The 20507-nt window shown below is 62.5% G+C and carries 22 protein-coding genes; 12 read left to right on the plus strand and 10 right to left on the minus strand.

Going from position 1 to position 20507, the window contains the following annotated elements:
• Positions 1-51: 51 nt before the first annotated feature.
• Positions 52-936, minus strand: coding sequence for a formyltetrahydrofolate deformylase (purU, locus tag JOH52_RS05945; protein WP_003532511.1), 885 nt, complete (start codon positions 934-936; stop codon positions 52-54).
• A 209-nt stretch (positions 937-1145) separates the two neighbouring features.
• The gene (locus JOH52_RS05950; protein WP_003532514.1) at positions 1146-1877 is read right to left on the minus strand and encodes a helix-turn-helix domain-containing protein; all 732 of its coding nucleotides are present in this window, start codon (positions 1875-1877) and stop codon (positions 1146-1148) included.
• Positions 1878-2181: 304 nt separating this feature from the next.
• On the opposite strand from JOH52_RS05950, the gene JOH52_RS05955 reads away from it, so the two are divergent.
• The 6 genes from JOH52_RS05955 (at position 2182) to JOH52_RS05980 (ending at position 5615) form a co-directional block, all read left to right on the plus strand.
• Positions 2182-2499, plus strand: a complete 318-nt coding sequence (locus tag JOH52_RS05955; RefSeq protein ID WP_003532516.1) for a hypothetical protein — start codon at positions 2182-2184, stop codon at positions 2497-2499.
• 8 nt (positions 2500-2507) lie between these two features.
• A complete protein-coding gene (locus JOH52_RS05960; protein ID WP_003532519.1) occupies positions 2508-2891 on the plus strand; it encodes a hypothetical protein in 384 nt (127 codons plus the stop codon).
• 13 nt (positions 2892-2904) lie between these two features.
• Positions 2905-3066: a hypothetical protein gene (locus JOH52_RS05965; protein ID WP_003532521.1), complete on the plus strand. Its 162-nt coding sequence runs from the start codon at positions 2905-2907 to the stop codon at positions 3064-3066.
• Between the two features lie 14 nt (positions 3067-3080).
• On the plus strand, positions 3081-4478 hold the full coding sequence (locus JOH52_RS05970) for an APC family permease (protein WP_003532523.1): 1398 nt from the start codon (positions 3081-3083) through the stop codon (positions 4476-4478).
• A gap of 105 nt (positions 4479-4583) precedes the next feature.
• Positions 4584-5327 carry a hypothetical protein gene (locus tag JOH52_RS05975; RefSeq protein ID WP_013844967.1) on the plus strand — a complete coding sequence of 248 codons (744 nt, stop codon included), beginning with the start codon at positions 4584-4586 and terminating at the stop codon, positions 5325-5327.
• Positions 5328-5351: 24 nt separating this feature from the next.
• Entirely contained in the window at positions 5352-5615 is a 264-nt protein-coding gene (locus JOH52_RS05980) for a hypothetical protein (RefSeq protein WP_003532527.1), read from the plus strand.
• A gap of 103 nt (positions 5616-5718) precedes the next feature.
• On the opposite strand, the gene glnT is transcribed toward JOH52_RS05980, so the two are convergent.
• The 5 genes from glnT to JOH52_RS06005 form a co-directional block, all read right to left on the minus strand.
• Complete coding sequence (glnT, locus tag JOH52_RS05985) at positions 5719-7026, minus strand: type III glutamate--ammonia ligase (protein WP_003532529.1); 1308 nt, start codon at positions 7024-7026, stop codon at positions 5719-5721.
• 81 nt (positions 7027-7107) lie between these two features.
• A complete protein-coding gene (locus tag JOH52_RS05990; RefSeq protein WP_010968347.1) occupies positions 7108-8436 on the minus strand; it encodes an FMN-binding glutamate synthase family protein in 1329 nt (442 codons plus the stop codon).
• A 14-nt stretch (positions 8437-8450) separates the two neighbouring features.
• Positions 8451-9137 carry a GltB/FmdC/FwdC-like GXGXG domain-containing protein gene (locus tag JOH52_RS05995; RefSeq protein WP_003536329.1) on the minus strand — a complete coding sequence of 229 codons (687 nt, stop codon included), beginning with the start codon at positions 9135-9137 and terminating at the stop codon, positions 8451-8453.
• Positions 9138-9174: 37 nt separating this feature from the next.
• Positions 9175-10080 carry a class II glutamine amidotransferase gene (locus JOH52_RS06000; protein ID WP_003536328.1) on the minus strand — a complete coding sequence of 302 codons (906 nt, stop codon included), beginning with the start codon at positions 10078-10080 and terminating at the stop codon, positions 9175-9177.
• A 107-nt stretch (positions 10081-10187) separates the two neighbouring features.
• Positions 10188-11162, minus strand: coding sequence for a GlxA family transcriptional regulator (locus tag JOH52_RS06005; RefSeq protein WP_003536327.1), 975 nt, complete (start codon positions 11160-11162; stop codon positions 10188-10190).
• Positions 11163-11256: 94 nt separating this feature from the next.
• Between JOH52_RS06005 and JOH52_RS06010 the strand changes: the two genes are divergently transcribed.
• The 5 genes from JOH52_RS06010 to folD are packed head-to-tail and all read left to right on the plus strand — an operon-like array spanning position 11257 to position 17240.
• The gene (locus JOH52_RS06010) at positions 11257-12507 is read left to right on the plus strand and encodes a sarcosine oxidase subunit beta (RefSeq protein WP_003536326.1); all 1251 of its coding nucleotides are present in this window, start codon (positions 11257-11259) and stop codon (positions 12505-12507) included.
• A gap of 25 nt (positions 12508-12532) precedes the next feature.
• Entirely contained in the window at positions 12533-12811 is a 279-nt protein-coding gene (locus tag JOH52_RS06015; protein WP_010968345.1) for a sarcosine oxidase subunit delta, read from the plus strand.
• Complete coding sequence (locus JOH52_RS06020) at positions 12808-15771, plus strand: sarcosine oxidase subunit alpha (protein ID WP_107010385.1); 2964 nt, start codon at positions 12808-12810, stop codon at positions 15769-15771. The genes JOH52_RS06015 and JOH52_RS06020 overlap by 4 nt, the downstream gene beginning before the upstream one ends.
• Positions 15764-16297 (plus strand): sarcosine oxidase subunit gamma family protein, encoded by a 534-nt coding sequence (locus JOH52_RS06025; RefSeq protein ID WP_010968343.1) that lies wholly within the window; start codon positions 15764-15766, stop codon positions 16295-16297. The genes JOH52_RS06020 and JOH52_RS06025 overlap by 8 nt, the downstream gene beginning before the upstream one ends.
• A 22-nt stretch (positions 16298-16319) precedes the next feature.
• Complete coding sequence (gene folD, locus JOH52_RS06030; RefSeq protein ID WP_010968342.1) at positions 16320-17240, plus strand: bifunctional methylenetetrahydrofolate dehydrogenase/methenyltetrahydrofolate cyclohydrolase FolD; 921 nt, start codon at positions 16320-16322, stop codon at positions 17238-17240.
• A 93-nt stretch (positions 17241-17333) separates the two neighbouring features.
• On the opposite strand, the gene JOH52_RS35000 is transcribed toward folD, so the two are convergent.
• Entirely contained in the window at positions 17334-17630 is a 297-nt protein-coding gene (locus JOH52_RS35000) for a hypothetical protein (RefSeq protein ID WP_013844966.1), read from the minus strand.
• Positions 17631-17911: 281 nt separating this feature from the next.
• On the opposite strand from JOH52_RS35000, the gene JOH52_RS06035 reads away from it, so the two are divergent.
• Positions 17912-19060: a CBS domain-containing protein gene (locus JOH52_RS06035; RefSeq protein WP_010968340.1), complete on the plus strand. Its 1149-nt coding sequence runs from the start codon at positions 17912-17914 to the stop codon at positions 19058-19060.
• Positions 19061-19108: 48 nt separating this feature from the next.
• Here JOH52_RS06035 and JOH52_RS06040 read toward each other — a convergent pair whose 3' ends face one another.
• Together JOH52_RS06040 and JOH52_RS06045 are read right to left on the minus strand one after the other, a co-directional pair.
• Positions 19109-19465 carry a cupin domain-containing protein gene (locus JOH52_RS06040; RefSeq protein ID WP_010968339.1) on the minus strand — a complete coding sequence of 119 codons (357 nt, stop codon included), beginning with the start codon at positions 19463-19465 and terminating at the stop codon, positions 19109-19111.
• A gap of 75 nt (positions 19466-19540) precedes the next feature.
• On the minus strand, positions 19541-20392 hold the full coding sequence (locus JOH52_RS06045) for a LysR family transcriptional regulator (protein ID WP_010968338.1): 852 nt from the start codon (positions 20390-20392) through the stop codon (positions 19541-19543).
• Positions 20393-20507: the final 115 nt, after the last annotated feature.

A 20507-nucleotide genomic window follows, 5' to 3' on the forward strand; every position in this document is an offset into this window, starting at 1 on the left:
TGGGCGGTAATGGCGGCGTTGGAGTAAGGCGGGTCTCGGCCTCGATCGGCCTCAGCCCATCCGTTCAGAGGCGTAGGAACCCGGGCTCGGCGGGAAGACGACGACGCGGTTGCCGTTGATGAAGCAGCGGTGGTGGATATGGGCGTGCACGGCCCGGGCCAGCACCTGGCTTTCGACGTCGCGGCCGATCGAGACATAATCCTCGGCCGACTGCGCATGGGTGATGCGGGCGATATCCTGCTCGATGATCGGGCCCTCGTCGAGATCGGCGGTGACGTAATGCGCCGTCGCGCCGATCAGCTTCACGCCGCGCTCATAGGCCTGCTTATAGGGGTTCGCCCCCTTGAACGACGGCAGGAAGGAGTGGTGGATGTTGATGATCTTCCCCGACATCTTCTTGCAGAGCGCATCCGAAAGCACCTGCATGTAGCGGGCCAGCACGATCAGCTCGGCGCCGGTCTGCTCGACGACGTCCATCAGCTGGGCTTCGGCCTTGGGCTTGTTCTCCTTCGTCACCTTGATGTGGTGGAAGGGGATGTCGTGGTTGACGACCACCTTCTGGTAGTCGAAGTGGTTGGAAACGACGCCGACGATGTCGATCGGCAAGGCGCCGATCTTCCAGCGGTAGAGAAGATCGTTCAGGCAATGGCCGAAGCGCGACACCATGAGCAGCACCTTCATGCGCTCGGACTGTTCGTGGAGAGCCGTCTCCATCTCGAACTTCGAGGCGATCGGCTTCAGCCCTTCCTCGAGAGCCGCAAGGCCAACCCGCTCCTCCGAGATGAAGCTGGTGCGCATGAAGAACTTGCCGGTATCCAGATCGTCGAACTGCGAGCTGTCGGCGATATTGCAGCCCTGCTCGGCCAGATATCCCGATAGCGCCGCAACTACGCCACGCGTTGACTTGCAGGACACGGTCAGAACGAAATTCTGCATGTTCATTTCTCTTCCCTCGCCGTTCGCGCGCACGGGTGTCGATCCCATCCCCGTTGTCGACGTCGCAAATTGCTACCAGAGCAGATCGACGAAATCAATCCACAGGAAAATATATTTCTCCTCAGGCAACTTTTTCGCTTTCAGCGCGTGCCGGAAAACGGAGCGTGGGTGAGAAGAGATGCGGCAGAAGCGACGCTCTGCCGTGCGCCTCAGTCCTCTCCGCGGCCGCGCGGATAGGAAATGATAGACAGATACCGGATCGGCAGCGTGGTCAGTTCTTCCGGCCCGTGCGGCGCGTCGGCGTCGAAGAACAGACTGTCCCCCGGAGTCATGCGGTAAAGATTGTTGCCATGCCGGTAGACCACCTCGCCTTCCAGCATGTAGAGGAACTCCAGGCCATCGTGTTGAAATGTCGGAAAGACGTCCGAGTCTTCGGTCAACGTGATGAGATAAGGCTCGACGACGACGCCGGAGGTGTTCGATCCGATATGGCCGAGGAGGTTGTACTGGTGGCCGGCGCGGGTGCCGCGCCGCTCGACGTCGACGCCTTCCCCCGCTTTGACGAACACGGCGCTATGCTCCTCCTCGAAACGGCGGAAGAAGGCGGTGATCGGCACGCCGAGCGCCCGCGACAGCGTCTGCAAAGTCGTGAGCGACGGCGATGTGTTGCCGTTCTCGATCTTCGACAGCATGCCGACCGAAATATCGGTCGCGGAGGCGACGTCGGCTACTGTGATGCCGAGCTTCTTGCGGAAGGCACGCACTTCATGGCCGATCGCGACTTCCAGCACCTTTTCACGGGTGTCGCGGATTGCATGCGGATCCTGGGTCAGCGTGACACGTGCCAACTCCGCCGCCGTCTTGCGCGCGCCGCCGGCGCTTGTCGCCGCCTTGCCGTTCTTCTTCGAGTTCCGGTGCTTTTCCGCGTTTTCCCTGCCCATGCCAATCTCGCTTTGTTTTTACTGATAGTAAATATTTCTGCGTGGTTCACAACGCTATACCCGCGTGGGCGAGGAAGTATTCCGCCCTGAGTAGAAGATCAACTCCCACTGCAGCCTATGCCTGCTCCGGCGATATGGTGCGCGTGAAGAGGCGTGGACAGCGTCACTTGACAGTGGTTTCGCTTTGCCTGACATTCCTGTTAGGCAAATATTTTTTCTAAGCAGAAAACGGCCGACTTCCCGCATCGAAATTACAAGGAACGAAAAACCACCCGGAGGAGGAAACATTGGAGGAGGAAAGCGAATGGAAGCGACACTAAGCAAGCTTGGCGAAGATGCGAGCTTCAGCCAGCGTATCGATGCAATGCACAGACGTGACCGCGTCTGCCTTACGGCCTTCGTCGTGGTCCTCTGGTGCACCCTGCTCTTCGCGCTGTTTACCGTTTGGCCCTACATCGCAACGCCCGCCATCGCCGTCATCCTGACGGTCGCCTGCGGCCTGGTGCTGCTCTTCAACACAGCCGCCATCGTTGCCATGCTGCGACATTACGAAGAAGACAAGCACTTCATCTACAGCCTCGATCTCAAGCATCTCGATGAGATGCGCCCGCAAAGCCGCTAGGAGGTATCATGGCATACGAACCTCCGAAACAGAGCTTTGCAGGCCAGATCTTCGACGTGATCACGTTGCTCGTGCTGACCATCGGAGCGCTCTACATACCGCTCTATCTCGGCCTTGCGGGCGCGGCCAAGGTGCCCGATCCAATCCCCGATCCGACCTGGGAAGCGCTCGGCCAGAACGCCACCGAGCAGCAGCAGTGGGCCGCGCTCGGCATCACCGATCCGGCGGCCGCCAACGACATCATCACCGCGCGCTTCGACTACAGCTTCAGCTGGGCCTCGCTCATCGTCATGGCCGTGCTCGTCATCGGCTATTTCGTGATGGTGGTTCGGCTTTCCGACAGGGAATACCGCGAAGTGATCGAAGAGCGCTTCGGCACGGAACGACACTAGGGAGGCGGCGGCCATGTGGGACATACTCGAATACGCGGCCTGGGCGCTTTCGGCGCTGTTCGGCGTGCTGATGCTCGCCGACCTCGTCCGCATCGACACCACTTACGACAACGAACTGCTGATCTCTTCTCGCGAAGGCGAGATCGAGGCGACGGCAGAGCGCCACGAGATCTGAGGGGAGGACGGCAAATGGACGATACTACATCCGCCGCACCCGAGCCGGACCGGCTGCGCCTGCTGAGGGTGCTGGGGCCTGCTCACGTCTGGGCACTCGGCGTCGGCATCGTGCTCGTCGGCGAATATATGGGCTGGAATTTCTCGGTGGGCAAAGGCGGCATGATCGCCGGCCTGATGGCCTGCTGGGTGGCCGGCCTGCTCTACACCTGCGTCGCCATGATCGACTCGGAAGTGACTTCGACGGTCGCCGCGGCCGGCGGCCAGTACGCTCAGGCCAAGCACATCGTCGGGCCGCTGATGGCCTTCAATGTCGGCCTCTTCCTTGTGATGGCCTATACCATGCTCGAAGCCGCCAACGCCATCACGGTCGGCTTCCTGCTCGATACCGTGGCCGGAATGCAGGGCCAGACCGGACTCAATCAGCAACCCTTCATCGTTCTCGCGATCATGTTCCTGGCGTGGCTCAACTATCGCGGCGTGCTCGCCACCCTGACCTTCAACCTGGTGATCACCGCCATCGCCTTCCTTGCGATCGTGGCGTTGTTCGTATCGGTGCAGTTCGGTGCCTCGGCGGTGCCGCTCGATTTTTCGGCCATCACCTCCGATCCGCTACCCTATGGCTGGGTGGGCATCGTGGCATCGCTGCATTTCGGGCTCTGGTACTATCTCGGCATCGAGGGTACCTGCCAGGCGGCCGAGGAGGTGCGCTCTCCTGCCCGCTCGCTTCCCTACGGCACGATGGCCGGCATCATGACGCTGCTGATCGCGGCGACCATGACCTGGTATATCTGCTCCGGCCTGATGCCGTGGGAATATCTTGGCCAGGCCGGCACGCCTTTGTTCGACGCCGCCCGCGTCACCGGCAGCACCGGACTGATGGTCCTGCTCTTCGTCGGCACGGCATTCGCCACGCTCGCCTCCGCCAACGGCTGCATCAACGACGCTTCCCGCGCCTGGTTCTCGATGAGCCGTGACCGTTATCTGCCAAGCTGGTTCGGTGCCGTCCATCCGGTCTACCGCACGCCCTATCGCGCGATCGTATTCCTGGTCCCGATCGCGCTCATCTTCGCGCTCGGCGCCCCGCTCGACCAGGTCGTGACCTTCTCGATCCTGTCGGGTCTGCTCGGCTACACCTTCATGACCTTCAACATGGTGATGTTCCGAAACAAGTGGCCGCTCGGCAGGATCAAGCGCGGCTACGTGCACCCGTTTCATCCTTTACCGACGGTCGTGCTGCTCATTCTGTGCTCGACCGCCTATTTCGCCGTGTTCCTGGGCTACGGCACGCAGCTCAGCGCGATGATGTGCTTCTACATCGTGGCTTCGCTGTGGTTTCACTTCCGGCGCTACAAGTTCGTACGCCGCGGCGATCAGTTCACGATGCCGTGGCCAAAGCCACACGGCTATTGATCGGTTGGAGCGCGCCGCCCGTTTCGGATCGCGCGCTCCGGCTGCTTCTGAAACTGTCCGGAGCGCTTCCCGCGCAGAAGCCGCCGACCAAGCCAGGGCGATCGTATGATCACCACAATTGCCTTCTCTGCCTTCGCAATAGCTTCCGGCATATGGATGAGCGTTCGCGCGGTCCGCGACCGCCGGGCCGCCATCGCCGAGCGCCGCGGCCTTCTGGACGACGCGGCGCGGCACTTTCCCGGCGCCCGCATAACTCACGGCGCAGATCATTTTCCGATCCTCGCCGGCAGGCTGGACGACGGGCGGCAGGTAAGGGTCGAACTCGTCCCCGACACGCTGGTCTGCCGCCGATTGCCGCAACTGTGGCTGAAGCTCACTTTGCTTGAAACGAGCCCCTGTGCCAGGCTCAAGATCGGTGCGCTGGCGCGGCCGACCGGCGCCGAATTCTACTCGCTGGTGCACGAGATGCCGCATCTGTTGATCCCGCCGCCCAGCGGGGCCGCCCTCCTGATGCGCGGCGACGGCAACGCATCGCGCCGGCAGGTCGAACGCGCCGCGGCCATGTTCGCCAAGCTGTTTGCCGATCCCACGCTCAAGGAGGCCGCGATCACTCCACGCGGCGTGCGGCTGGTCCGCCAGGCGGCGCAGGGGCAACGCGGCGCCCATCTGCTGTTGCGGCAGGCGCACTTTTCAATCACGGCCATTGCGCCCGAGGTGATACGCCGGACGATCGCCGAAGCAGAGGCCCTGAGCGGATGGCTGGCGGACGATGAGCCCGCTTATTCGCTGCCGCCGTCGGCGGGGGCATTTCCAGAAGTATTCAGCGGTTTTCGGACCGGGAGTGCGTAGTTTCGAATTGCTGAGGAGGTCGCCGTGGCCAAGCCGATCAATCCCTATCTGGTGCTGATGCTGGCTGCGGTGTTGCCTGGGGCCGGCCATGTCGCCTTGCGCGACGCGGCTCGGGGCTTGGCCTTTGCCTTTTTCGTCGTATTCTTTTCGGTGATCACCTACATGACGGCGCCACCGGACCGTTCCTTCATCGGACGGCATGCGGGCGGCATTTTCGTCTGGGCCCTGTCGATCCCCGACGCCTACCGCCGTGCGCGCATCCGTACGGTCATGGCCCGGAAGAGCTGAAGGGACGTTAAGTTCCTCACGTGCCGCTCACGCCGCGATCGACGTCAAAAATCCCCGTGCCGAGGCACGGGGATGGCCGCAAGGCTCCTGTGGAGATTCTAGTCTACACGTCGAGCGTGGTTTGGTGTTCCCATTCGGTGAATTGCGAACAATAGGTGTTCCACTCGCCTTGCTTGAGTTTCAGATAGGCCGCGGAGAACTCTCGTCCCAAGGCCTCCTGCAACTCCTCGTCCCGATTGTATTCCCGCAATGCGTCGAGCAGGTTCAGCGGAAGCTTCGGTGCATCGGTTACCTTGTGGCCGTCCTTGTACATGTCGATGTCGTAGTGACGGCCGGGATCGGCTTTGGAGCGAACGCCCGAAAGGCCGGCCGCAATGATGATCGCCTGCAGGAGATAGGGATTGACGGCGCCGTCCGGCAGGCGCAGCTCGAAACGGCCGGGGCCGGGAACGCGCACCATGTGGGTGCGGTTGTTGCCGGTCCAGGTCACCGAATTCGGCGCCCAGGTCGCGCCGGAGATCGTGCGCGGCGCGTTGATGCGCTTGTAGGAGTTGACCGTCGGATTGGTGACCGCGGCGAGCGCGCTTGCATGTTTCATGATGCCGCCCAGGAAGTGGCGTCCCTCGGCTGAAAGGCCGAACTCCGCCTTGTTGTCGGCAAAGGCATTCACCTCGCCTGCCAGATCCCAGACCGAAATGTGGCAATGGCAACCGTTGCCCGTCAGACCCTTGAACGGCTTCGGCATGAAGGTCGCGCGCAGCCCGTGCTTCTCGGCGATCGACTTCACCATGAACTTGAAGAAGGAGTGCTTGTCGGCGGTCCGGAGCGCGTCGTCATACTCCCAGTTCATCTCGAACTGGCCGTTCGCATCCTCATGGTCGTTCTGGTAGGGCTTCCATCCGAGTTCGAGCATGTAGTCGCAGATCTCGGCGATCACGTCGTAGCGGCGCATGATCGCCTGCTGGTCATAGCAAGGCTTTTCCGCCGTATCGAACGTGTCGGAAATCTTCGATCCATCCGGCGAGATCAGAAAGAACTCCGGTTCGACGCCGGTCTTGACGCGAAGCCCTTCCTGGGCCGCCTCGGCGACGAGCTTCTTCAGCACCACGCGCGGTGCCTGTTCCACGGGCGCGTCGTCCATGATGCAGTCTGCCGCCACCCAGGCGACGTCCTTCTTCCAGGGGAGCTGGATGACCGCGGACGCATCCGGGAGAGCGAAGAGATCGGGATGCGCAGGCGTGAGATCGAACCAGGTGGCAAAACCTGCGAAGCCTGCGCCGCCCTTCTGCATGTCGGCGATCGCTTCCGCGGGAACCAGTTTGGCACGCTGCCCGCCGAAGAGATCGGTGTAGCTGATCATGAAATATTTGACGCCCTTTTCGCGGGCGAATGTGGAGAGATCCAGTGTCACTTCGTTCCCCTTTTGGATTCCGACACTCAATTTCAAAAGAAAGGGCCGCACCCTCTCAAGTGCGGCCCGTCATCCTTTCATTCAAAAGGTACCTTTGCCAGGATACCAGCTCGTTCCCGCGAGCGGCACCTGCGCCATGGCTGCGGCTTCCATCGTCAGCGCGCACAGATCCTCCGGCTCGAGATTGTGGAGGTGGTTCTTGCCGCAGGCACGGGCGATGGTCTGTGCTTCGAGCGTCATCACCTTCAGATAGTTGGCCAGCCGCCGGCCGGCGGCGACCGGGTCGAGGCGCTTCATCAGTTCGGGGTCCTGCGTCGTGATGCCGGCGGGGTCCTTGCCCTCGTGCCAGTCGTCATAGGCGCCGGCCGTCGTGCCGAGCTTCTGGTATTCTTCTTCCCAGTGCGGGTCGTTGTCGCCGATGGCGACCAAGGCTGCGGTACCGATGGCCACTGCGTCGGCTCCAAGCGCCAGCGCCTTGGCGACGTCCGCGCCGGAGCGGATACCACCGGACACGACGAGCTGTACCTTGCGGTGCATGCCGAGATCCTGCAGCGCCTGGACGGCTGGCCGAATGCAGGCAAGCGTCGGCATGCCGACATTCTCGATGAAGACGTCCTGCGTCGCCGCGGTCCCGCCCTGCATGCCGTCGAGCACGACGACATCCGCACCGGCCTTGACCGCGAGCGCCGTGTCGTAATAGGGCCGCGCGCCGCCGACCTTGACGTAGATCGGCTTCTCCCAGTCGGTGATCTCGCGCAGTTCGAGGATTTTGATCTCGAGGTCGTCCGGCCCGGTCCAATCCGGATGACGGCAGGCCGAACGTTGGTCGATGCCCTTCGGCAGGTTGCGCATGTTGGCGACCCTGTCGGAGATCTTCTGGCCGAGCAGCATGCCGCCGCCACCGGGCTTGGCTCCTTGCCCGACCACCACCTCGATCGCATCCGCGCGGCGCAGATCCTTCGGATTCATGCCGTAACGCGACGGCAGGTACTGATACACGAGCGTCTGAGAATGACCGCGCTCCTCATCCGTCATACCGCCGTCGCCGGTGGTGGTCGACGTTCCCGAAGCCGTCGCACCGCGTCCGAGTGCTTCCTTGGCGGGACCGGAGAGTGCTCCGAAGCTCATGCCGGCGATGGTGATCGGAATCTTCAGATGGATCGGCTTCTTCGCGAAGCGCGTTCCCAGAACGACGGAGGTGTCGCATTTCTCGCGGTAGCCTTCGAGCGGATAGCGCGAGATCGATGCGCCGAGAAAGAGAAGGTCGTCGAAATGCGGGACCTTGCGCTTGGTGCCGGCGCCTCTGATATCATAAATGCCGGTCGCAGCCGCACGGCGGATTTCCGCAAGCGTATAGTCGTCGAAGGTCGCGGACTTGCGCGGCGGGGTATAGGGGTTGTGATAGCTCATACTGGTCCCTGCCTTTAATACGCGTCTGCGTTGTCGATGTTGAAATTGTAGAGCTTGCGTGCCGAGCCGTAGCGCTTGAACTCTTCCGGCCGGACATCCTTGACATCGGCCTTCTCCAGGAGCTCGGCCAGCTTTTGCAGGTGCTCCGGACGCATCTCCTTCTCGATGCAGTCGGCGCCGAGACTCTTGACCGTGCCGCGTACGAAGAGCTTGGCCTCGTAGAGGCTGTCACCCAAGGCATCGCCCGCATCGCCGAGCACGACGAGGTGGCCCGACTGGCCCATGAAAGCCGACATATGGCCGATATTTCCGTGGACGACGATATCGATGCCTTTCATCGAGATGCCGCAGCGCGACGCCGCATTGCCCTTTATGACGAGCAGGCCGCCGCGCCCGGTAGCGCCCGCATACTGGCTGGCATCGCCTTCGATCACGACTTTGCCGGACATCATGTTTTCCGCGACGCCCGGTCCTGCCGAGCCGTGAACCGTGACCGTTCCGCCATCGTTCATGCCGGCGCAATAGTAGCCGACGGAGCCGTTCACATCGACCACGACGGGACCGTCGATCCCGACGGCGACCGCATGGCTGCCACGAGGATTGGCGACTTCGTAGGACAGATCGTTCGAGCCCTGCTGAATATTATGCAAGGACCTATTGAATTCACGCAGCGGCGTGGTGGCGAGATCAATAACAGGCATACTTGAAAATTCCTTGGAAAGGGGCCGAAATCACCCGTCAGGCGGCCTTCTGATGATCCCAGAAGTATACGGTCGCGGGCTCCGGCTCCCAGATGCGCGCGCTCTCGATATCCGGCAGGTTGACCAGCGCCCGGTATTCGGAACCGAATGCGACATAGCGATCCGTTTCGGCCATGACCGCCGGCTTGCACGCGATCGGGTCGCGCACGACGCCGAAGCCCGACTTGGTGCCGACGACGAAGGTAAAGAAGCCGTCGAGGTCGTCGAGCGCGCCGGTCAAGGCCTGTCCGAGATCCTTGCCCTTGGCCATTTCCGCCGTCAGGTACGCGGCAGCAACCTCGGTGTCGTTCTGCGTCTCGAAGGCAATGCCTTCACGGATCAGTTCCCGGCGCAGATTGTTGTGGTTCGACAACGATCCGTTATGCACGAGGCACTGATCCGACCCGGTGGAAAACGGGTGCGCGCCAAGTGTGGTCACGGCCGATTCCGTAGCCATGCGGGTATGGCCGATGCCATGCGAACCGCCCATCGAGCGTACATCGAACCGTGCGACGACATCCTTCGGCAGGCCGACTTCCTTGTAGATCTCGACGCTGTCGCCGGCACCCATGATGCGTACATCCGGACGGATGGCGGCGAGAACGGCACGGACATCCGCGAGCCTGGCAGCTGCGATCGCAACGACCGCATGAGTGCTCTTGACGGCAACGCGTGCCGGCACGCCTGCTTCAGCGAGGTCCCGTTCAAGGTCTGCGAAGTCGATCTCGGGCTTCGCAGACTGGATCGTCACCTTCGCCTTCCCCTCGGTAGCCGAGCCGTAAATGGCCAGCCCGGCCGAGTCCGGACCACGGTCCGTCATGGTGATCAACATGTCCGAAAGAAGCTGGCCAAGCTGCGGCTCGAGCCTGCTGTCTTTCAGAAACAAACCAACAATGCCGCACATTCGCGTAGTCCCTCCATTCGTGCATGGAACGATGCTAGCACGCAGCCGCGGGACCATCAACTGGGGAGAATATTTTTTTCTTAGTAGGCAATTTCAGATGCCTCCGCTCATGAGCCGCTGCGGCGGCGCAGGCTTCCCGGTGTCTGCGAAAACAGGCGTTTGAACGCATTCGAAAAATGCGCGGGGCTCGAAAAGCCGGTGGCGTAGGCGATCTCCGGGATGGAGAGCGGACTCTGCTGCAGGAGCCGGCGGGCGTGGCGGAGCCGGATCTCCCGGTAGGTGTCGAGAAAGCCGGTCCCGCGATGCTCCCGGAAAAGCCGATCGAGATGCCGCGGGCTAACCCCGGCGAGGCGCGCCATGGCGGTCCGGTCGAGCGGCCGTTCGATCGCAGTTTCCATTTTCTCGAGAACCGCGAGCAGGGCGGGATGGTTGGTACCGAACCGCTCTGCGGCCGAACCGCGCTGCGGCGCTGCCGGCTCGGCGACGGCCGCGTGCAGATACCAGTCGCTGACCCGGCGAGCGAAGTCGGTCCCCAGGCGTTCGGCGATCATCGCATGCATCATGTCGAGCGGCGCCACCCCGCCGCCACAGGTGGCAATTCCGCCATCGAGCACGAAGCGGGCGTGTCTCGGGTTGAGATGGGGAAATGCTTCCTTCAGCGCAGGCGCGTGTTCCCAATGAATGGTGAAGTCGCGGTTGTCGAGCAGGCCCGCTGCGGCAAGCACGAAAGCCCCGCTCGATATGCCGCCGATGCGAATGCCGAGGCGCGAGAGCCGCCGGAGCGTCGTGTGGGACGCAGACGTATCCGCCCAGTCGGTTGGCTCTCCGCCCGCGCAGACGAAGACGGTATGGCAGCTCTCTCCTTCACTCTCCAGATCCGCACAGCCGACCGACAGCCCGGAAGATGAAGCGACGGTCCCTCCTCCCGGCGCAAGCGGGACGATCTGGTAGAGCGGCCGGCCGGCAAGGAGATTGGCCGCACGCAGGGGCTCCGTCGCCGATGCGTAGCTCATCAGCGCAAAATTGCGCACCAGCAAAAAGCCGATCCTCTGTACGTTCCTGCTGTCGGAAGATGCTGCCATGACCGATTCCTACATCGGGAGGTCCTAAAATTGCAACTCTCCGGAGGTTTCGGATGCTAACTTGCCCCCTCGGATCACTTATGGGGCGGCATCCATGCGCTACTCTGCACTTTCCATCCTCCTGAACGGCCTGCGCGGCAACCGGAACTGGGCCCCGGCATGGCGCCAGCCCGATCCGAAGCCCCATTACGACGTGATCATCGTCGGCGGCGGTGGCCATGGCCTGGCGACGGCATACTATCTCGCAAAGGAATTCGGCATCACCAATGTCGCGGTGCTGGAAAAGAACTATATCGGCTCGGGCAATGTCGGCCGCAACACGACGATTATCCGCTCGAACTACCTGCTCCCCGGCAACAACCCGTTCTACGAGCTCTCCATGAAGCTCTGGGAGGGGCTGGAGCAGGACTTCAACTTCAACGCCATGGTCTCGCAGCGCGGCGTTCTCAACCTCTTCCATTCCGACGCTCAGCGCGACGCCTACACGCGGCGCGGCAATGCGATGCGGCTGCACGGGGTGGACGCGGAACTCCTTTATCGGGCGGCCGTGCGCAAGATGCTGCCCTTCCTCGATTTCGACAATGCCCGCTTCCCCATTCAGGGCGGGCTCTTGCAGCGCCGCGGCGGCACCGTGCGGCACGATGCCGTCGCCTGGGGCTATGCACGCGGCGCAGACAGCCGCGGGGTCGACATCATCCAGAATTGCGAAGTGACCGGGATCAGGCGGGAAAACGGGCGCGTCATCGGCGTCGAGACCAGCCGCGGCTTCATCGGCTGTGCAAAGCTGGCGCTGGCGGCGGCCGGCAATTCCTCGCAAGTCGCCGAAATGGCCGGACTGCGCCTGCCGATCGAGAGCCACGTGCTTCAGGCTTTCGTGTCGGAGGGCCTGAAGCCGTTCATCGACGGCGTGGTCACGTTCGGAGCCGGGCACTTCTACGTTTCGCAATCGGACAAGGGCGGCCTGGTCTTCGGTGGCGATATCGACGGCTACAACTCCTACGCCCAGCGCGGCAACCTCGCGACCGTGGAACACGTGGCGGAAGCCGGCAAGGCGATGATCCCGGCATTGTCGCGGGTGCGCGTGCTGCGTTCCTGGGGCGGTATCATGGACATGAGCATGGACGGCTCGCCGATCATCGACCGCACGCCGATAGACAATCTCTATCTGAATGCCGGCTGGTGCTATGGAGGGTTCAAGGCCACCCCCGCCTCAGGATTCTGCTTCGCCCATCTTCTCGCCCGGGGCGCGCCGCAGAAGACCGCCGCAGCTTTTCGCCTCGACCGTTTCGAGCGCGGCTTCCTCATCGACGAAAAGGGACAGGGCGCTCAGCCCAACCTTCACTGATTTCGCGGACCAAGGAACATCCCAAATGGCAAGCCTCGTGCCCTGCCCGAATTGCGGGCGAAGACCCAAGGAAGAATTCACGATCAAGGGCGCGGCCCTGTCGCGACCGGAGGCCGACGCGGATTCGATCGATTGGTTCGACTACGTCTACCTGCGCGAGAACCCGCGCGGCGCCTACGAGGAATACTGGCACCACACGTCCGGGTGCCGCCGCTGGCTCGTCGTTGCCCGGGACACCGTGACGCATGAGATTGCAGCGTGCTGCGATGCGGCCGGCCGCGCTCGATCGGAGGCGCGCAAATGAGCTCCTACCGTCTGCCGAAACGCGGTCTTGTCGACCGCAACGTCCCGCTCTCCTTTACCTTCGACGGCCGCCCCATGCAGGGCCTGGAAGGCGACACGCTCGCCTCGGCACTGCTTGCGAACGGTCGGATGCTCGTCGGCCGCAGCTTCAAATATCACCGGCCCCGCGGGATCCTGACGGCGGGGGCCGCCGAACCGAACGCGCTGGTCACCGTGGGCCGCGGCGGCCGCGCCGAGCCGAACACGCGCGCCACCATGCAGGAGCTCTACGAGGGTCTCGAGGCGCGGAGCCAGAACCGCTGGCCCTCGCTCGCCTTCGATATCGGTGCGCTGAACGGTCTGCTGTCACCTTTCCTCGGCGCCGGCTTCTACTACAAGACGTTCATGTGGCCGGCGCCGCTCTGGGAGAAGCTCTACGAACCGGTCATCCGCAGGGCCGCCGGACTCGGCAAGGCAAGCTACGAAGCGGATCCCGACGCCTATGAGAAGAGCTGGGCACATTGCGACCTGCTGGTCATCGGCGCCGGTCCGACGGGACTTGCCGCGGCACTCACCGCCGGCCGCGCCGGCGCACGGGTCATTCTCGTCGACGAGGGCTCGCTGCCTGGCGGCTCGCTCCTGTCCGATACGGCGACGATCGACGGCAAGGCGGCGGCTGATTTCGCCCGCGACACGAGCGACGAACTGCGGTCGATGCCGAATGTCCAAGTCCTGGTACGGACGACCGCCTTCGGCCGGTATGACGGCAACGTCTTCGGCGCGGTCGAGCGCGTGCAGAAGCATGTGCGCGAGCCCGCCAGCCATCTGCCTGTCGAGAGGCTGTGGCGGATCGTTGCCGGAAAGGCCCTGCTTGCGACAGGCGCCGAAGAGCGCCCGCTCGTCTTCGGCGGCAACGATCGTCCGGGCGTGATGATGGCAGGCGCGATGCGCGCCTATCTCAACCGCTACGGCGTCGCCCCGGGCCGGACGCCCGCCATCTTCACCACCAATGACACCGGCTATACGCTCGCGCAGGAGCTCGAGGCCGCGGGCGTCGACGTCGTCGCCATCGTCGACAGCCGCCCGGCGGCCGGCGTCGACTATCGCGGCAAAGCACGCCTTGTCCGGGAAGCGGTGGTTTGCGGCACCAAGGGCGGCAAGGCGATCTCGGCGATCGAAGTCCATCACGGCGGTCGGACCGAAACGATCGCGGTCGATGCGCTCGCCATGGCGGGCGGCTTCGACCCGATCATCCATCTTGCCTGCCACCGGGGCGGCAAGCCCGTCTGGTCTGCGGAAAAGGCGGCATTTCTCGCGCCCGGGAGCTTGAAGGGGCTCGAGGTTGCCGGCGGTGCAGCAGCGACGACGGGCCTCGCTGCCTGCCTCGGCGAAGGCGCCGCCCGCGCTGAAGCCATCGTCAGGGAGCTCGGTCTGCCCTGCCCCCCGGTCGCCGTTGTGAAGGTCGAGAGCGAGGAAGGGATACGTTCCCCTGCCCCGCTCTGGTCGATCCCCGGTATCAAGGACAAAGCCTTCGTCGATTTCCAGAACGACGTGCATCTCAAGGATATCGGCCTGGCCGTCCGCGAAGGCTACAGCCATGTCGAGCTTGCCAAGCGCTACACCACCAGCGGCATGGCGACGGACCAGGGCAAGCTTTCGAACGTCAATGCGATCGGGTTGATCGCCAAGGCACGCGGCGTCTCGCCCGCCGAGGTCGGGACGACGACCTTCCGCCCTTTCTACACGCCGGTATCCTTCGGTGCGCTGACCGGCGCGCATACGGGCCATCATTTCCAGCCGGTCCGCAAATCGCCGCTCCATGATTGGGCAAAGAAACACGGTGCCGTCTTCGTTGAGACGGGTCTCTGGTATCGATCCTCCTGGTTTCCGCGGAGCGGTGAACGGACATGGCGGGAGAGCGTCGAGCGAGAAGTGCTGAACGTGCGGAAGAATGCCGGACTCTGCGACGTCTCGATGCTCGGCAAGATCGAGATAACAGGAAGCGACGCCGCCGAATTCCTCAATCGCGTATACTGCAACGCCTTCCTCAAACTGCCCGTCGGAAAGGCGCGTTACGGGCTTATGCTGCGCGAGGACGGCTTCATCTACGACGACGGCACGACCAGCCGCCTCGAGGAGAACCGCTTTTTCATGACGACGACCACCGCCTATGCGGCCGGCGTCATGAACCACCTCGAATTCTGTGCGCAGGTGCTCTGGCCGCAACTGGACGTGCGTCTCGCCTCCATCACCGACCAGTGGGCGCAAATGGCGATTGCCGGTCCGAAGGCACGCATGATCCTGCAGAAGATCGTCGATGAGGATATATCCGACGCGGCGTTCCCGTTTCTTGCAGCGAAGGAGGTTTCGCTGTTCGGAGGCGCCCTTCACGGCTGCCTCTTTCGGATTTCCTTCTCCGGCGAACTCGCCTACGAACTTGCGGTTCCGGCCGGCTATGGCGAGAGCATCGCCGATGCCCTCCTGGAGGCGGGGAAGGATCACGGCATCATGCCTTACGGCGTCGAGACGCTCAGCGTTCTGCGCATCGAGAAGGGCCATGTGACGCACAACGAGATCAACGGCACCATCGTGCCGGCCGATCTGGGCTTCGGGAAAATGGTTTCGGCCGGCAAACCGGATTTCGTCGGCAAGGCGATGCTTCAGCGGGAGGGGCTGACCGCGCCCGACCGGCCGCAGCTGGTGGGCGTCGTGCCGCTCGATCCGCAACAGTCGTTCCGCAGCGGCTCGCACATTCTCGCCAAGGGGGCGGCAGCCACGCTCGAAAACGACGAGGGCTATGTCACCTCGAGCGCCTATTCGCCGCATGTCGGATCCACCATCGCGCTGGCACTGGTCAGGAACGGCCGCAACCGTCACGGCGAAGAGGTGCTGGTCTGGAGTGGCCTTCACGGAGAATCCACGCCTGCGCGTCTCTGCAATCCGGTTTTCTTCGACCCTCAGAACGAGAGGCTCCATGTCTGAATTCCGTCCAACCCTTCGCCCGGCGCTCGGCAGCCGGCAGGCGGTCGCTTCCGCCGATTTCAGGCTCTCGCCACTGCCGGAAGGCACGATCATCCATGTTCTCGCCCGGCCGGGTCAGGAGGACATCGTGCCCTTTCTCGGCAGGTTCACCGATGCGGCTCCGCACGCTTTGCGCCCGGTTTCGCCCGACCAGTGGTTCATCATCAGCGACGCACCTATCCCGCATCAGGAAATGAAGAGCCTCTTTGCCGCCCTCGAACCGCGCGCCACCGGTGTCGATCAGAGCCACGGCCGCGTGCGCATCCGGATCGAGGGAAAGATGGCGCATCGCGCGCTTTCGAAAGGCACAGCGCTCGACCTTGACCCGTCCGCATTCCCGATCGGTCAATCCGCGGTGACACTGGTCGGCCATATCGCAGCCCATGTCACCCGCGTCGGAGCGGAAACCTTCGAGATCATCGTGCTGCGCGGCTTTGCCGAAAGTCTCTGGAACGATCTTGCCCGAATGGGCCTGGAATTCGGCTGAACCCCACTGTCGGAGAGCGAACATGACGACGATCATCGACGGCAAGGCCGTAGCGGCTTCCATCAACGGCGCGATAAAAGACGCAAATGCCGAGCTGCAGGAGCAGACAGGCAGGAAAACCGGACTTTCCGTCATTATCGTCGGCGACGATCCCGCAAGTCATGCCTATGTCGGCGCAAAAAGCCGCATGGCCAAGGAGTGCGGCTTCTTTTCGGTCCAGCACACGCTGCCGAAGGAAACGACACAGCAGGAGCTTGCGGGCCTGGTGCATCAACTGAACGCTGATGACGGCATCCATGGAATTCTCGTGCAGCTGCCTTTGCCGGAGCACCTGGACGCAGATGCCATCATTCAGTCGATCCGGCCCGAAAAGGACGTCGACGGCCTGCATGTTGCCAATGCCGGAAAGCTCGCAACCGGCGACCTGGAGAGCGGCCTGATCTCCTGCACCCCGGCAGGCGCGATGGTCTTTGTGCGCCGCGTGCACGGCCGCGACCTTTCCGGCCTGAATGCGCTGGTCATCGGTCGTTCCAATCTCTTCGGCAAACCGATGGCGCAGCTGCTGCTGAATGCCAATGCGACGGTGACGATCGCCCATTCCCGCACCAGCGATCTGGCCTCGATCTGCCGCAACGCCGATATCGTGATCGCCGCCGTCGGCCGGCCCGAAATGGTCAAGGCGAACTGGTTGAAGACGGGCGCCACCGTCATCGATGTCGGGATCAACCGTGTTCCCGCACCTGAGAAGGGGGAGAACAGGACGAGGCTGGTCGGCGACGTCGCTTTCGCGGAGTGCGCACCATTCGCATCGGCTATTACGCCGGTTCCGGGCGGCGTCGGACCGATGACCATCGCCATGTTGATGGCCAACAGCGTGATTGCAGCTCACAGAGCATCCGGCCTGAAGGTGTCCGAACGGCTCTCGAAGCTGATATCCGGCTGAGAGCCGTGGGGTCGCTGCAGGCGTCGTCGCAATTATCCAAATACGACTTCCCGATCATCGCTAAACGTCGCAACGACCTTGGGCCGGAATGCTTTACAGATAGATGCCCAGGCAGAGAATCGAAACGGCCAGCATCGGCAACCGCTGCCTCTTCACGCGAAACAGAGGGGCGATTGCAAGGGCCGCGAGGGAGGCGACCGCTGCAGCAAGAACGCTTCCGGCAGAGAGGTACAGACCCAACGCTCCGACGAAAACCGCGGCTCCGACAGTCGTCTCGGCGGCGGATTGCCAGTTATAGGGGTCAGCGCGAAAAGCCGCGAGAAACGCGGGACCGCTCAAGCCTAAAGCGAGCCAAATCAGCACGGAGGAGGAGAAGCCGAAGAAATCCAAGTTGCACCCGTACCCGACTGTGGTCGTGTTACGGAAGCAGTTTTCATGCCAACTTCCAGCCCCGGCAGGAATGGACTACAGCAACGAACGATTAGCACGCGATGCCACGGCGATCGCTACGCCGAGGCACTTCTCCTCTGTCCGCGTCATCGCGCCCGCTCACACTGGCCGATTTCCGAAATGTCGCGGGAACCACACAGAAATCCGTCCGTGCTATTGCCTCGCCCTTTTTATAGGCACATAAGCTTCGAAAAATAAGCAACTGCATCCGACGCCCGCAAATGATTGTCCCCCCTCCGCCACACGATCGAAAGTCCGGCCGTTTGCCGAGATTCAAGCTGTTCTCGCCAATTCTGGCGGGTGCAACGCTCAAAGAGCGCTTGATCGGCTGTATCGGGGCGTTGATCGGGATTTGTGTCACCGGCCTGGTCTGCGGGTTCGTTTTCGGGGACGACCCCCAACTGCCGCTGATCGTCGCGCCCATCGGTGCCTCCGCGGTTTTGCTCTTCGCCGTGCCGGCCAGTCCGCTTGCGCAGCCTTGGTCGATCATCGGCGGGAACACGATTTCCGCCCTGATCGGCGTCTCCGTGACCTATATCGTGGCGGACCAGATGCTTGCCATCGGCCTCGCAGTCGCTCTGGCGATTCTTGCGATGTCGCTGACGCGATCGCTTCACCCGCCAGGAGGCGCCGCCGCGCTGACCGCCGTAATCGGTGGAGCCGCGGTCGCACGCTCGGGTTTCTGGTTCCCGTTCATACCCGTTGCGATCAACTCCTTGATCCTCGTCGGATTGGGCATGGTGTTTCATCGGCTGGCCCGCCGCCAATATCCTCATCGACCCGGAGTTGCGCCGGTGAATACACATGCGACGGCGGATCCTCCACCTGCGCTTCGTGTCGGCTTCAATTCCGAGGACATAGACTCGGCAATAGCGCGGTTGAATGAAACACTCGATGTCAGCCGCGAAGACATCGATGCCCTCTTGAGGGAAGTCGAACTGCAGGCCCTCATCCGGCAGAGGGGAGAGTTGACCTGTGCCGACATCATGTCCCGCGACGTCGTAACCGTGCCCGGCGACACAACCCCTGACCATGCTCGATACCTGTTGTTGAAGCACGACATTCGTACACTTCCCGTGCTTGACGAAAACGAGAAGCTTCAGGGTACGGTGGGCCTGCGGGAGCTCGCCGGCAAAGAGCCCGGCAGCAAATTGCCGATAAGCGCGGCGGCTACCGCCAGGCCATCCGACCCGGCGATCGGCCTGCTTCCCCGCCTCACGGACGGGGCGACACACGCCGTCGTCATTCTTGACGACGACGGCAAGGTCGTGGGCATCATATCCCAGACCGACCTGCTCGCGACTTTGGCCAAAAGTCTCTCGCATAATGGTCTGTCCGAAATAATGCAGGGCAACGGGCAGGGCATCTGAAGCCCCGGCCAAAGAATATTATATGCAGAACCAGGTCATCCGGGCGCGCTAGATGCGTGGTTTCGGCGCGGGTTCCCGGTCCGAGTCACCCGAATTGGGTTCCCCCTTTGGCTCTATGAGAAGAACCTTGACCTCTGTCTCTGCTCGGGGACGGTGTACAACGCCTTTCGGAACCACAAACAGCTCGCCAGCTTTGACCACCTGAGAGGGTTTTCCTTCGATATCCATGATCATTTCGCCCTCGAGGACGTAGAAGAAATCGTCCGTGGTCTCATGCTTGTGAAATGGGTATTCCCCCTTAAATTTGACGACCATGACATCGTTGTCGTTGTAATCGGACACGACGTGCGGGTCCCAATGGCTCGAAAACAGAGCCAGCTTCTCGGAAATATTGATTGATCTCATCGCGATATCCTTTCGGCTGTTCGCCCGCAACTATCGGTGAAGGTGACTTGATGCAACGCGAGTTCTCCGCCCCCTTCAGACGCCGGCACTGGATGCGGCGGCCCTCAATCCTGCCCGAATGCGATCCAGCATAGACCGATCCGCCTTTGCGGAAGAAACGAGATAAGCGGGGTAGGCAAATTCCGGACTGTTGGGAACGAGCTCGAGGCGGCCGTCCACAAGATAGGGCCGAACGAAGCCCTGCCGAAAATATCCGGATCCGCCGACTTCCAGAATGTAATCGAGAGCAAGCGGCCCATAACTGATCGCTACCACCGGATTCCGGCCGCCCGGAAAGGCCGCCCTATAGCTGCCGGCAAAATCCTCTCCCCAATCGATGCCAACGAGGTCTTCCGGTCCGGGCGGCTGCGACAAAGCTGTAGTGCGAACGAGAACGAGCTTTTCTTCGAAAAGCAGCTCCGTAAGCGTGCCTGGACGATTTGGCGCTCCATAAAGGACCGCCGCGTCAAGTGAACCGTCCTGCACGAGTTCCATCAGCCGCTCCGATCTGTCTATCGTCGTTCGAATGGCGACGCTGGCGCATTCGCGGCGCATCCACAAAAGCCAATGCTTCAACAGCGGATTCCACAGGCTGAGCTCAGCACCGATCGTCACCATGGCCTCGCGTCCCGGGGGCAAAGCGACCGTGGTTCGCGCCGCCTCCCATACTTGCACTAGGCTCGTTGCAAAACGGAAAAACTGCTCTCCGGCGGGGGTCAGCCTGGCACCGGCCTTGTTCCGAACGAACATCGGCCGATCGAGTTGTTCCTCGAGTACGCGAATTCGCGCACTCACTGCCGTCTGGGAGATGTTCAGATTGGCAGCGGCATTCACGAAGCTTCCCGTCTTGACCACCTCGAGGAACGTACGCGCAATGCTGATGTCCATCTTCGCCCCGCGCAAATGGCGTCGCCGCGTCGGCCCTGCCTGCCGGCGGCACGCCTCATAAAATAAGTGCAGAATATTTGCGGTTAACCAGCAATTCAATTCGTTTGTCAGCAGA

It is taken from the genome of Sinorhizobium meliloti, assembly GCF_017876815.1.
Lineage (GTDB): Bacteria > Pseudomonadota > Alphaproteobacteria > Rhizobiales > Rhizobiaceae > Sinorhizobium > Sinorhizobium meliloti.